Source organism: Bacteroidia bacterium (genome assembly GCA_041391665.1).
Classification (GTDB): Bacteria; Bacteroidota; Bacteroidia; order J057; family J057; genus JAGQVA01.
The window spans coordinates 1244751-1259337 of sequence record JAWKNO010000003.1 but is presented as its reverse complement, the minus strand read 5'-3'; the positions used below and the strand labels follow the sequence as shown (position 1 = coordinate 1259337).

Here is a 14587-nt window from a genome sequence, read left to right as displayed (position 1 = left end):
CATGATAACGTTACCTTTTATTTACATCAGAGGCCTTCGCCATGCAGAACATACTGTCTTCGCTGTGAATGATGGACAGAAATATTATGTTGATCCTCAGTTTGGAAAACGAATGGCCTATTCAAGCGGTCAGCAGGTTAAACGCTCCATTATCGAAGCATTAAATATGCCTTTTGCAGCCATGACTTTTAACTGGGAAATTGATAAGAAGGAAAACAAAGCCAGTCAAAAAGAACCGCATTCTCCCTGTGATCCTACGTTTGCAGATCAGTTGTTGGGAGGGTATATGAAAGCTGAAAGTGGAGGTTCTACAGTAAAACGCAGAAGCCCAATGTCTATTTCTGCCATGCGTCCCCTTCATCCACTTTTAGGCGGAATAGAATATCCAACCGAAAACCTCACATTTGACAGAACTTCCCACCCTGATCATCACGAAGTCAAAGTTTTCTGGCTTGACAACAAAAAACGCGGAAACCAATTGACTAAAGAAGAACTGGATGAATGGCTTACTACCAACAAACGCGCTTTACCCAACCGTGCGTTTATTCAGGATCAAACCCGCGCCTCGGGCCTTTTCACCTACGACATTGCCATTGACCTGCGCACACTGTTTTGTGTATCAACCAACAAACTCGAACCCGAGCTTTTCCCCGAAATAGAAGAAAAACTCAGAGCCGAAGGCTGGGTGGACGGAGAAAATATTTTTGGAAAATGCCTGATTTGCCCCGAAGAAAAACGCAAACAAATCATCCCTGCCCTGGCAAAAGCGATTGTCAACTGGCGAATCACTTCCAATCAGGCGCGCACTTTCAGTCTGATGGAAACCGTAGCGCTTGCCATCAGCGATAATGCCAACCAGATTGCCTATGCCATTCGCGGCGAACTGAGAGATGATACCGAGCGGCCACAGGCTGTACCCAAAATTGACGAAACTACAAAGGCTGATCTGTTTATCACCCCGATTGCGTCTGCATATATTGCTGGTTCTGTAGGCAGCGCTGATGCGCTTGACAAAGCCGAAGCTCACCTTGTCAGAATCTTGTCTGATTTCCCTTATGAAAATCAGTTGGAGAAAGCGTAAAATTTTAATATAAATTTATTCAGTCCGGGCGTCATTCGACGCCCGGAAACTTTTTGGGGTATCGCTACTTTTCTACAAACATAGTATACCTCCGGGTTAGCTGGCTTCGCCACAGCCATTGAGTTCCCCTAACCAAACACCTCCGTCAAATCCACCTCAAATCCCGGTATCGATGCCACGGGCACTTTTTCGGGAGAGGTGAAGGGTTGAGGGCGGATCGGCTGGTAGAGGCCTGATTCGTTGAGTGTCCAGGCGATGAGGGTGCCTTCTTCGGGGTGGACGACCCAATATTCTTTTACGCCGGCGTGCTGGTAGAGGTCAAATTTTTCGATCAGGTCTTTGTGGGCTGTGCTTCGGGAGAGAATTTCAATGATCCAGTCAGGGGCACCGTTGCAGCCCTGGAGGTCGAGTTTGGTGAGATCGCAGATGATGCTCAGGTCGGGTTGTACTACTGTGTCTATTTTCTTTGAAGTCTGCCGGTCGGGAGGAAGGGGAAGACGCACATCAAAAGGGGCGGCGAAAACTTTGATTGGGCTCTTTCGGATGAATCTGTGAATTTGAATAAACAGATTTCCAGAGATCTCCTGATGGTTAAGATTGGGTGTGGGGATCATGCTGACGACCTTGCCCCGGATCAACTCTACCCTTTCGTCAAACTGCCAGGTCAGGTAGTCTGCGTAGGTGTAACGTTTGTTGAGATCCAACTGGCTGATGTCCGTGATCATGTTGTGATTTTACTGTAAATATAAAAAGAAACCATGAATAAAATCCCGGTTTTCCCCATCACTGGCACCCAGATCGCTTATCTCCACCTTTGCCAACGCAAGCTCTGGTTGTTTGCCAATGGCATTGAGATGGAGCACAGCAGCGAACTCGTCGCTCAAGGGCGGCTCATCGGCGAAACCAGTTATCCCCAGCGTGCGGAGAAATGGCAGGAACTTGCGGTCGCCGGCATTAAAATAGACCATTATGACCCCAAACACGGCATTGTCAGGGAAGTGAAAAAGTCCCGCAAACGCGAAGACGCACATATCGCCCAGCTCAAATATTATCTGTATGTACTCGAACAACACGGTATAAAGATTTCTCACGGCGTACTCGAGTACCCAAAGTTGCGTCAGACCGACCAGGTATGGCTGAGTGATGCTGACAGAGCGGCGATTCCCCAATGGGAAACAAAGGTGCGCGAGATTATTGCTTTGCCTGGATGCCCGGTATTGGTCAAGAAAAAAATCTGTAAAAAATGCGCTTACTATGAATTGTGTTATATCGGAGAAATATGAAAAAAACCTATTATCTGTTTAATCCGGGGCGCGTGAGCCGCAAGGACAATACCCTGAAATTTGTCGCTGTAGATGCGGAGGGGCGGGAAGCCCCTGCCAAATATCTGCCTGTGGAAGCCATCGAGGCATTGTATATATTTGGAAGCATAGACACCAATAGTGCTTTGTACAACTTTTTGGGCAGGCAGCATATACCGGTTCATTTTTTTGATTATTACGAGCATTATACCGGCTCATTTCAGCCCAAAGAATACCTTTTGGCGGGGAAGATGCAGATAGAGCAGACGCGTGCTTATTTACAGACCAAAAGGCGGTTGCACATAGCCCGCGGATTTGTGGATGGGTCAAGTTTTAACATTCTGAAAAACATGCGGTATTATCACAACCGGGGAAAACAGATGGGCGAGTTGATAGCGACGATTGAGGCGTACCGGGAGAAGATCGGGGCGGTGAGTGATATTGCGGAGTTGATGGGTGTGGAGGGCAATTGCCGGCAGGTATATTATCAGGCATGGGAGCGGATTGTGGATCATTTTCCGATGAATGGCAGGCAGATTCAGCCCCCTTCCAATGAAGTGAATGCATTGATTTCGTTTGGCAATATGATGTGTTACAGTTTGGCGTTGGACATGATTTATCATACGCAGATGAATCCGACGATTAGTTTTTTGCATGAGCCGGGGGTGAGGAGGTTTAGTTTGGCTTTGGATGTGGCGGAGGTGTTTAAGCCCATATTGGTGGACCGTACGATATTTAAGTTATTGAACGGTCGGGAGTTGAAGGAGAAGGATTTTGAGCAGAAGATGGGCGGATGTTTTTTAAAGGAGGGCGGGAAGAAGATATTTATCCAGGCATTTGAGGAGCGGTTGAAGGAGACGATCAAACACCGGACTTTGGGGAAGAAGGTGAGTTACAAGCGGTTGGTATTGTTGGAGTGTTATAAACTGGTGAAATATATCTTGAAGATAGAGGAGGAGTATAAACCATTTAAAATCTGGTGGTAGAAAGGAGTGGCAAATGTATGTAATATTGGTATATGACATAGGGGAGAAGCGGGTTGGCAAGATGTTGAAATTGTGCCGGAGGTATTTGAATTGGATACAGAATTCGGTATTTGAGGGAGAGATCACGGAGGTAAAATTGCGGACCTTAATTTTGGAGGCGGGGATAATTATGGAGAAAGAACAGGATAGTTTGATTATCTTTAAGAGCCGGGAGGAGAAGTGGCTGGAGAAGGAAGTGATTGGGCAGGAGCGGAACGATTTGGGGAATATATTATAGGGTCGTCGGGAGTGAGGGAGGGTGCAGGGTTTTTGCGGGAACCATCGGTGTGAGATTTTGTAAGTAATTGATTATTAATTTTTTATCGAGTCGTCGGGTCATGGGGTAAAAAATAGGAACAGGAGGCGACGACAAATTCCGGTAGAAAGAGCGGAAAGATCTTTGACGTATTGAAAATAAGCACGATTTTTATTGTAAATATGGCGGGGGCCTTAATCGCACCATTCTGGAATTGAAACGGCAGATCAGGCGGGCGAACCAGGCCAGGCAGATCAGCCTTAATCGCACCATTCTGGAATTGAAACTGTGGTATTGCCTACCATATACACCTGTAGATCTGTGCCTTAATCGCACCATTCTGGAATTGAAACATTTTGTAAAGTTCCATTGTTCGAGTGTGAAGAATGGCCTTAATCGCACCATTCTGGAATTGAAACAATAGGTGCGGGCTTCTTCCTGCTTCTGCCAGGTGGCCTTAATCGCACCATTCTGGAATTGAAACAGACTGCGGTAAAGGATAACAAGGGTCTTATCATTGCCTTAATCGCACCATTCTGGAATTGAAACTTAATAAATTGTGTGATATGGAAACTTTAGTTTTATGCCTTAATCGCACCATTCTGGAATTGAAACAAATCGACATCAACAAAGTATGGGCACAGGCAAAGAAGCCTTAATCGCACCATTCTGGAATTGAAACCCTACAATAGCCCCCTCAGATGTGTTATTTTTATCGCCTTAATCGCACCATTCTGGAATTGAAACTTTTAGAGATTTTACCGGGAACAGAAGGGACAAAGTGCCTTAATCGCACCATTCTGGAATTGAAACATTGCCGGAAACAGAAAACAAACTTCTGTACCAGGTGCCTTAATCGCACCATTCTGGAATTGAAACGTATTAGCAACACTAGCAGCCGCAATATTCTGCAATGCCTTAATCGCACCATTCTGGAATTGAAACTCAGAAGAATCATTCTTTCGACCCAAGAAAAAGACCGCCTTAATCGCACCATTCTGGAATTGAAACTCGATGCTGACTACCCGAATATTATCGGCTGGTCTAGCCTTAATCGCACCATTCTGGAATTGAAACAAGTTGATCGGAGATCGTCAAAGTAGTGAAGCGCAAAGCCTTAATCGCACCATTCTGGAATTGAAACTCATTATAAAAGTTTCCGGATCGAAGGGTAGTAAATGCCTTAATCGCACCATTCTGGAATTGAAACGGTGAAGAGGACCATATCCAAAAACTGGCCGATACAGGCCTTAATCGCACCATTCTGGAATTGAAACCAAACAACTTGCTGAAGCTGCTACACAGTTACCGGAGCCTTAATCGCACCATTCTGGAATTGAAACTGGTTTTCCCTTGCCGGTGAGCAGCCAGTGAGCGGAGCCTTAATCGCACCATTCTGGAATTGAAACTCCTCCAGAGGAGGATTTACAAGCGTGAAAATGCGGGCCTTAATCGCACCATTCTGGAATTGAAACGAAGAAGCAGCGCAGTATGGGCGCAAAGCGAGTCTGGCCTTAATCGCACCATTCTGGAATTGAAACGTGAATCGGATACTCCAGAATTCTTGGCCAGTCCGGCCTTAATCGCACCATTCTGGAATTGAAACGCTCCAGGCGCTTCCTGCCATTTGATGTTATCGATGCCTTAATCGCACCATTCTGGAATTGAAACTGTACGAATTACATTACCACAGCTTTCACCTGTTTTGCCTTAATCGCACCATTCTGGAATTGAAACTTGTAAGCAACGATTTCACCGATACCGTACCGCTTGGCCTTAATCGCACCATTCTGGAATTGAAACGACGCAGAAATCGTTGAAAAGGAATGAACGGTCAAACGCCTTAATCGCACCATTCTGGAATTGAAACTTATTCGTGCGGATTTTACGAAAACTCGTTCTTTCGCCTTAATCGCACCATTCTGGAATTGAAACGGTTAAAACCTACGATATATACTTTTTCTACTATCGGCCTTAATCGCACCATTCTGGAATTGAAACTTGAGGATCTGAAACTGCGCTTTCGTGAAGTCCTGCCTTAATCGCACCATTCTGGAATTGAAACATCCATTCTCCCTCAGTTAAGCGGGGAAAAACAGTGCCTTAATCGCACCATTCTGGAATTGAAACATTACTATAAAGTTTTGAGTACAATTGATCAAACAGGCCTTAATCGCACCATTCTGGAATTGAAACGGGGAAATCAAAAAAAGGGAGATGTATCTACTGTTGCCTTAATCGCACCATTCTGGAATTGAAACGATTTTTTTTATCTCGAGCATTTTTTGCCATTTGTGGCCTTAATCGCACCATTCTGGAATTGAAACATTCATCCCAGCCTTTTTGGTAAACGCAAGCATATTGCCTTAATCGCACCATTCTGGAATTGAAACTTTACGAAAGCATGAAAGACCTCGAACCGGTTGATTGCCTTAATCGCACCATTCTGGAATTGAAACACGCTTCAGAGGATCGTGTTTATAATCCTATCCCTGGCCTTAATCGCACCATTCTGGAATTGAAACTGTAAACTTGCGTGTCAACATCTGCCTGGAAGGTTGGCCTTAATCGCACCATTCTGGAATTGAAACAGGACCAGGCGAGAGCCGCCCGGCAGGAAAATATTCGCCTTAATCGCACCATTCTGGAATTGAAACTTGGCGCACCTTTTCGACATTCATCAGGACTCAAATGCCTTAATCGCACCATTCTGGAATTGAAACTTTTAAAACTGAGTAGAATCAAAAGGGCCGCAACTGGCCTTAATCGCACCATTCTGGAATTGAAACTCGGCAATTGGCGTCGGTTCAGGCCCTATTGCAAAGCCTTAATCGCACCATTCTGGAATTGAAACAATGCAGGGAAGGATTTTTTAGCCGATTCCCTACTGCCTTAATCGCACCATTCTGGAATTGAAACCGTAGGTTTGCGCGTTCTCTATCGTGCGCACCTGGTCGCCTTAATCGCACCATTCTGGAATTGAAACAATGTTTTCTGCAACAGTTCGACGTTCATCGGGGTTGCCTTAATCGCACCATTCTGGAATTGAAACAATTTGTCCCGGTCTGAATCGACGCGGGTAGAGCTGGCCTTAATCGCACCATTCTGGAATTGAAACCCAGGTATATCTCACAGTCTTGCGAATAGATGGCGCGCCTTAATCGCACCATTCTGGAATTGAAACAGGATAGGATCGAAAGCCGCTACATCAATAATAGCGCCTTAATCGCACCATTCTGGAATTGAAACTTCGAAGCCGGGGAAATCATGCGTAAGATTCAAGAGCCTTAATCGCACCATTCTGGAATTGAAACCATGTTCACAGACTGAGATTTCAAAATGACCGGCAAGCCTTAATCGCACCATTCTGGAATTGAAACTAAAAAAAACAACTACTCAAAAATCGCCAACAGATGCCTTAATCGCACCATTCTGGAATTGAAACACGTAGTATTAATTGGCCTGAATAATAGTCAAAAAGCCTTAATCGCACCATTCTGGAATTGAAACAAACCACGACGGCAACAATCAGCTTTCCCTTCCCGTGCCTTAATCGCACCATTCTGGAATTGAAACGGCATCCTTGCCGGTCATATTCATATAGAAATCAACGCCTTAATCGCACCATTCTGGAATTGAAACTATCGTAGATTTCCTGCTTATTTGATAGGTAAATTGCCTTAATCGCACCATTCTGGAATTGAAACCTCAACTTTTAATATTGATCTATAATTGAACTTTGAGCCTTAATCGCACCATTCTGGAATTGAAACCTCCTGGGCGGCTGTCATGGGGTGATTATTCAGATTGCCTTAATCGCACCATTCTGGAATTGAAACCATTTGCCCCTCGTAGGTATCCGTTATGGCGGTTGCCTTAATCGCACCATTCTGGAATTGAAACGTGGATAACTTGCCCGCCGGTGTGGATTTCGTCGAGCCTTAATCGCACCATTCTGGAATTGAAACAGCGGAGAAATTATTTTTAACAATCATAAATTACGGTGCCTTAATCGCACCATTCTGGAATTGAAACAACACTAAAGAAGTCCTTTCAACTGGCTCGCTGCTTGCCTTAATCGCACCATTCTGGAATTGAAACAGCGGTGATTTTGTATAACTACGTAATAGCAAGGCCGCCTTAATCGCACCATTCTGGAATTGAAACGTTAATTTCGATCATTACGTCGTCGGGCGTGTTGTCGCCTTAATCGCACCATTCTGGAATTGAAACATTGCGTAGGGTATAAAATCGCCTGTACTTTCAGAGAGCCTTAATCGCACCATTCTGGAATTGAAACCCCCCAGCTCTCAAACAACGCCTTGTAAGCAGCATCGCCTTAATCGCACCATTCTGGAATTGAAACGTGATACTATTGGGTAATTCTGGGTTTCCTTCGGAGGCCTTAATCGCACCATTCTGGAATTGAAACTAGAAACGATTGAGACATGACAAAAGCAGAGTTCTTGCCTTAATCGCACCATTCTGGAATTGAAACTGGCTTTCGCTGTCAACTCTTCCATTCGTCTATCGCCTTAATCGCACCATTCTGGAATTGAAACCGCCAAATGCGAAAACCAGTACGGCAATAATTACCGGCCTTAATCGCACCATTCTGGAATTGAAACGCGTTTGCAGCGTGTTGATTAGCTGCATACTGATAGCCTTAATCGCACCATTCTGGAATTGAAACCTATCTGCCGGGCTATGAAAACAAATCATTTCTAAAGCCTTAATCGCACCATTCTGGAATTGAAACGAAATGAAATTTACATTCCTTGCCAGGCGGTCAAGTGCCTTAATCGCACCATTCTGGAATTGAAACGAGGTGAATATCAATACTTTCGACACCCTGCCAGACGCCTTAATCGCACCATTCTGGAATTGAAACTATCATTGAATCGTCTTTCAGCGATACGATTGATAGCCTTAATCGCACCATCGTGGAATTGAAACTAATTCGAAGGTCGCAGCTGATCTTGAAATTGGTGATAGCCTTAATCGCACCATCGTGGAATTGAAACTGCAGCATATGCGTGCAGAGGACAATCGTCGCACCCGCCTTAATCGCACCATCGTGGAATTGAAACTACGTTGCACAGCGTTACAGAAACGTTGAGGCAATGGCCTTAATCGCACCATCGTGGAATTGAAACTTGACTTTTGCCCCGGCAGGTCATTCCTGCTATGACAGCCTTAATCGCACCATCGTGGAATTGAAACGGAGTGATTTGCTTATCCCCTGCTCGAAGCTGTTGTGCCTTAATCGCACCATCGTGGAATTGAAACTCACATCATCTACCGCAAAAAGGAAGTGCCCGAATGGCCTTAATCGCACCATCGTGGAATTGAAACCTGGGTAACAGCAACCGACACAGGAGCCGCCGCGCCGCCTTAATCGCACCATCGTGGAATTGAAACTGATACCTTTTGTCCTTATCGTTGTTTCGGGCATTGCCTTAATCGCACCATCGTGGAATTGAAACTACAGTAACTGCATGTGCTTCTTCACCAGTTGATCGCCTTAATCGCACCATCGTGGAATTGAAACTTCAGGATCACTGGCAACAATCTGAAGGTTTACAAGCCTTAATCGCACCATCGTGGAATTGAAACATCACGATCAGTAGTCGAGACTGCGGGAACTTGCGCCTTAATCGCACCATCGTGGAATTGAAACTAGCAGCCGCAACGACACCCGCAGAACGCCGAGCAGCGCCTTAATCGCACCATCGTGGAATTGAAACGGCAGAAATGTTGGGGATTTTGTTTTTTGGCCCTGTGCCTTAATCGCACCATCGTGGAATTGAAACGGTCAATAGCGATTTGCGCTAGGGTTTGCGCGATTGCCTTAATCGCACCATCGTGGAATTGAAACTACGTATAATGTTGATCCCTCTATTCCCTTCGACGGCCTTAATCGCACCATCGTGGAATTGAAACTTCGGATTTTCCTGAAAATCCTGATTCTGATGATCTGCCTTAATCGCACCATCGTGGAATTGAAACTTTTTGCTGACAATCTGCACAGAAACGGCAAGCGCGGCCTTAATCGCACCATCGTGGAATTGAAACTTGCCTTTATTCATGAAGGTATCGTTTTTGCTCTCGGCCTTAATCGCACCATCGTGGAATTGAAACCCACTCAGGGAATTAAGCTCTTTTCGAGCTTGTTCCGCCTTAATCGCACCATCGTGGAATTGAAACCAAATGATCGATGTTTTTTTCTGAAAACCGGAATAGCCTTAATCGCACCATCGTGGAATTGAAACACGGTTATTCCGGTTTCTATGCGTGAAGAAAGCCGAGCCTTAATCGCACCATCGTGGAATTGAAACAGTTTTGCCCTCTGGAAGACAATCGCAAAGTGCTCAGCCTTAATCGCACCATCGTGGAATTGAAACTCGCTAACATTTACCTGGATGGTATAAGGACTATTTGCCTTAATCGCACCATCGTGGAATTGAAACCGATGACTATGATGATCTCCAGTACATCAGCAAGGCCTTAATCGCACCATCGTGGAATTGAAACGTGCTGGTGAGTAATGGTTGATCGCCGCTTCCATCGCCTTAATCGCACCATCGTGGAATTGAAACAATAAAGTTTTTTGCCGTCCTTTTCAATTTCAATAGCCTTAATCGCACCATCGTGGAATTGAAACAAAACGATACTTTCTTGGTTACGTGGGAGCAAACCGCCTTAATCGCACCATCGTGGAATTGAAACGCGAGGACGCAGGCTTGGCATATCTAAAAACGCTAGCCTTAATCGCACCATCGTGGAATTGAAACGTTTGGGTATTCGATGCACCGGCAACGAAAAACGCAGCCTTAATCGCACCATCGTGGAATTGAAACAAACCAGCTTCCAAATAGCGAGGAAAATCCCGGTTCGCCTTAATCGCACCATCGTGGAATTGAAACCTATCATCTGGGTAAACTTGTAGCTTTGCGGTCTGAGCCTTAATCGCACCATCGTGGAATTGAAACTTAGGAAGGATTTTTCTGCCCTTCCATTCGGGCATAGCCTTAATCGCACCATCGTGGAATTGAAACAATGCTGCTGTCTTTACGACGGCTAACAATGCCGCTCATGCCTTAATCGCACCATCGTGGAATTGAAACCCGTCAAACAGCGCGGGTTCGCTTACTGTAAGTAACAGCCTTAATCGCACCATCGTGGAATTGAAACTTAATGAAAAATACAGGTCGCAGGTTGTGGTTGATCGCCTTAATCGCACCATCGTGGAATTGAAACTGAACTTGTAAACAATTGATTTCAAGCTCTCAAGGGCCTTAATCGCACCATCGTGGAATTGAAACGTCTCGGGTATTTTTCGACACAAAAACGGCCCCTGCAAGCCTTAATCGCACCATCGTGGAATTGAAACGGAGCAAATGGCCAAGATCTATGTCGAGGGATCTGGCCTTAATCGCACCATCGTGGAATTGAAACGATATATCGGGGCATCCAGATTTCTTCCTTTCGTTGGCCTTAATCGCACCATCGTGGAATTGAAACTTATGAGCAAGTGGACAAACTATTGGAAAAGGCTTAGCCTTAATCGCACCATCGTGGAATTGAAACTGCCTCGTAGGCTTTCTGGATCTTCTTCATCTGGCGGCCTTAATCGCACCATCGTGGAATTGAAACGGTAAAGTCTGACATCAATGCTCGCAGCCCTTTGGAGCCTTAATCGCACCATCGTGGAATTGAAACATGACAATCAGCATCCGAGACTGCGGGAACTTGCGGGCCTTAATCGCACCATCGTGGAATTGAAACCAATTTGTTTCTGTAAACTTAAAGCTTCTTTGCTCCCGCCTTAATCGCACCATCGTGGAATTGAAACCAGGTTGCGACTGTATTGTCAAAGCCCGCAAGGACCAGCCTTAATCGCACCATCGTGGAATTGAAACCAACAGTGACCGGGCAAACTATGCTTGAGTATGGTGGCCTTAATCGCACCATCGTGGAATTGAAACTCAGCATTTTTTTTGTATGCTGATCTGGTTCATCCATGCCTTAATCGCACCATCGTGGAATTGAAACATTACTTTACCAAACAAATTTTTTCTCACTTTATAGCCTTAATCGCACCATCGTGGAATTGAAACTGCTGATCGAGCTTGCGCACCATTGCGACGGTTTCCGCCTTAATCGCACCATCGTGGAATTGAAACGCAGTAGTTACGATGAATACTTGTCTCCGATATTTGTGCCTTAATCGCACCATCGTGGAATTGAAACGGCGGAAAAAGAATAAGGTCTGACGACAATATCGATAGCCTTAATCGCACCATCGTGGAATTGAAACGGGAATGACGCAAAAGTATAAATGAGGCGTCAAGATCGCCTTAATCGCACCATCGTGGAATTGAAACGGTTATGCGTGAGGCACTTGACAGAGCTTCAGCTCAGCCTTAATCGCACCATCGTGGAATTGAAACGCTATACAGCTTGAAGGCATTCGTATCATATCCGAGCCTTAATCGCACCATCGTGGAATTGAAACGCAATTCAACCAGTTCATTTAATCTCTCCTTTTTTTGCCTTAATCGCACCATCGTGGAATTGAAACATAATTTCCTTTATTGTCGTTATCCTCAAAATCATAGCCTTAATCGCACCATCGTGGAATTGAAACTATATACGGAGACCTGAAACCAGAGCAACAGATTCGGCCTTAATCGCACCATCGTGGAATTGAAACTCGCCGGGCAGACCGGCTCTCTCAATCCGGCTTATCGCCTTAATCGCACCATCGTGGAATTGAAACTTTCTTGAAAAATGTTTTTTACAACGAATTTTCCCAGCCTTAATCGCACCATCGTGGAATTGAAACATGTTACTGTTTACGTACCTTCTCTCTCCGCTACTGCGCCTTAATCGCACCATCGTGGAATTGAAACATGATACTTCATCGACGAGGGCACTTTCTTGTCTTTGCCTTAATCGCACCATCGTGGAATTGAAACCAACTTCGCAAAAGCCAAAATCATGTCCTGGCCAAACGCCTTAATCGCACCATCGTGGAATTGAAACCGGGTATACAGTAAACAAATTAGGAACGCGCAGAGGCCTTAATCGCACCATCGTGGAATTGAAACACCACATTAGCAAATATGTATTTGCATATCTGGTAAGCCTTAATCGCACCATCGTGGAATTGAAACTAACGAAAATATTATGAACTGGAAAGAAATCTTAATCGCCTTAATCGCACCATCGTGGAATTGAAACTTGGAACGGTATTTAGCAAATACCGCCAGCCAGAACGCCTTAATCGCACCATCGTGGAATTGAAACGGTATTGCCGGTTGTACTTACCCGGTTGAGCCGGTTGCCTTAATCGCACCATCGTGGAATTGAAACTGGCGTATAGGCAGCGGCCCATTCGTAGTGAGGTGCAGCCTTAATCGCACCATCGTGGAATTGAAACTCAGTCGTGAAATTAGTGTTATCCGGTAAAAAAAAAGCCTTAATCGCACCATCGTGGAATTGAAACTGTATTAGCATAAAGATAAGGTGATCCGCCGACCTCCTTAATCGCACCATCGTGGAATTGAAACACGCAAAAAACTCAGGTATGTCGTTGGAGAGATACTTGCCTTAATCGCACCATCGTGGAATTGAAACACAAAAAGCACTAATAAAAAAGCTGAAAAATGATTGGCCTTAATCGCACCATCGTGGAATTGAAACCAACTGTACAGTTTACTATACACCTGAGGCCCTGAGAGCCTTAATCGCACCATCGTGGAATTGAAACTCGTCAGCAACTGCTACAACATTCGGCAATCCTGTTGCCTTAATCGCACCATCGTGGAATTGAAACTTCACCCTCATTTCAACAATATTTTCTATTTGCTGGGCCTTAATCGCACCATCGTGGAATTGAAACATGTTGCAAACAAATAAAGTCCCAACATCAGCTCTGTGCCTTAATCGCACCATCGTGGAATTGAAACAAGAAATCGGCCTGTTTGGAAAATTGGGGATTGCCATGCCTTAATCGCACCATCGTGGAATTGAAACTGGCGAGAGTGTAGGCGATATCAGCAAACGATGCCGGCCTTAATCGCACCATCGTGGAATTGAAACATGTAATGCTGAGCATGAGACAGCTTGTCATTGAGAGCCTTAATCGCACCATCGTGGAATTGAAACCTGTCTATATTTAAATCTAAGAATTTCATTCTTAGGCCTTAATCGCACCATCGTGGAATTGAAACTTTTCTTTTTGTACGGATATAGCGATAACCTGATCTAGCCTTAATCGCACCATCGTGGAATTGAAACTTTTTTCCGGTTTGTGGCTTTTTCCGGAAAAACACCGCCTTAATCGCACCATCGTGGAATTGAAACGTGTTTCTGTATCTGTTTTTGAAGGCGCCGGAAGCTTGCCTTAATCGCACCATCGTGGAATTGAAACTACTATTGCTTGGCAGTGGATTTCTTGGCAACAAGCCTTAATCGCACCATCGTGGAATTGAAACGGATAACGGTAAATCCCTCATAGGTCGGAATGGCAGGCCTTAATCGCACCATCGTGGAATTGAAACGGCGGATAAGTGTACACCTCCGATTTTCTTAGATACTGCCTTAATCGCACCATCGTGGAATTGAAACTCGGCAAATGGAATCCCGGGCCCTGGTGATGGCTTTGCCTTAATCGCACCATCGTGGAATTGAAACTGATTCAAGATGCGGTAATCCGAAAACTGATGACTCCGCCTTAATCGCACCATCGTGGAATTGAAACGCTTTAGGAAGTCGGAAAACTTGAATTCATTTTGCATGCCTTAATCGCACCATCGTGGAATTGAAACTGAAGGAAATGGGAAGTTTGACTTCATTCAGGACGGGCCTTAATCGCACCATCGTGGAATTGAAACTTGGAAATACGGTTGCACGCATC

The 14587-nt window shown here is 45.0% G+C and carries 5 protein-coding genes and 1 CRISPR repeat array (1 of these 6 running past the window's edge); of the genes, 4 read left to right on the top strand and 1 reads right to left on the bottom strand.

The window, feature by feature from the left end:
* Position 1 precedes the first annotated feature (1 nt).
* Entirely contained in the window at positions 2-1081 is a 1080-nt protein-coding gene (locus tag R3D00_27930; GenBank protein MEZ4777037.1) for a CRISPR-associated protein Cas7, read from the top strand.
* A gap of 128 nt (positions 1082-1209) precedes the next feature.
* Here R3D00_27930 and R3D00_27925 read toward each other — a convergent pair whose 3' ends face one another.
* Positions 1210-1806: a Uma2 family endonuclease gene (locus R3D00_27925; GenBank protein MEZ4777036.1), complete on the bottom strand. Its 597-nt coding sequence runs from the start codon at positions 1804-1806 to the stop codon at positions 1210-1212.
* 33 nt (positions 1807-1839) lie between these two features.
* Here R3D00_27925 and R3D00_27920 point away from each other — a divergent pair, with 33 nt between their 5' ends.
* Genes R3D00_27920 through cas2 form a run of 3 tightly spaced genes read left to right on the top strand, consistent with a single transcriptional unit; the run spans position 1840 to position 3645 of the window.
* Positions 1840-2364 carry a CRISPR-associated protein Cas4 gene (locus tag R3D00_27920; protein ID MEZ4777035.1) on the top strand — a complete coding sequence of 175 codons (525 nt, stop codon included), beginning with the start codon at positions 1840-1842 and terminating at the stop codon, positions 2362-2364.
* Positions 2361-3368: a type I-B CRISPR-associated endonuclease Cas1b gene (gene cas1b, locus R3D00_27915; GenBank protein MEZ4777034.1), complete on the top strand. Its 1008-nt coding sequence runs from the start codon at positions 2361-2363 to the stop codon at positions 3366-3368. Before R3D00_27920 ends, cas1b begins: the two co-directional genes overlap by 4 nt.
* Positions 3369-3381: 13 nt before the next feature.
* Complete coding sequence (gene cas2, locus R3D00_27910; GenBank protein MEZ4777033.1) at positions 3382-3645, top strand: CRISPR-associated endonuclease Cas2; 264 nt, start codon at positions 3382-3384, stop codon at positions 3643-3645.
* Positions 3646-3854: 209 nt separating this feature from the next.
* Positions 3855-14587: direct repeats of the CRISPR family, unit length 16 nt; unit sequence GCCTTAATCGCACCAT; it runs 442 nt beyond the window's last position.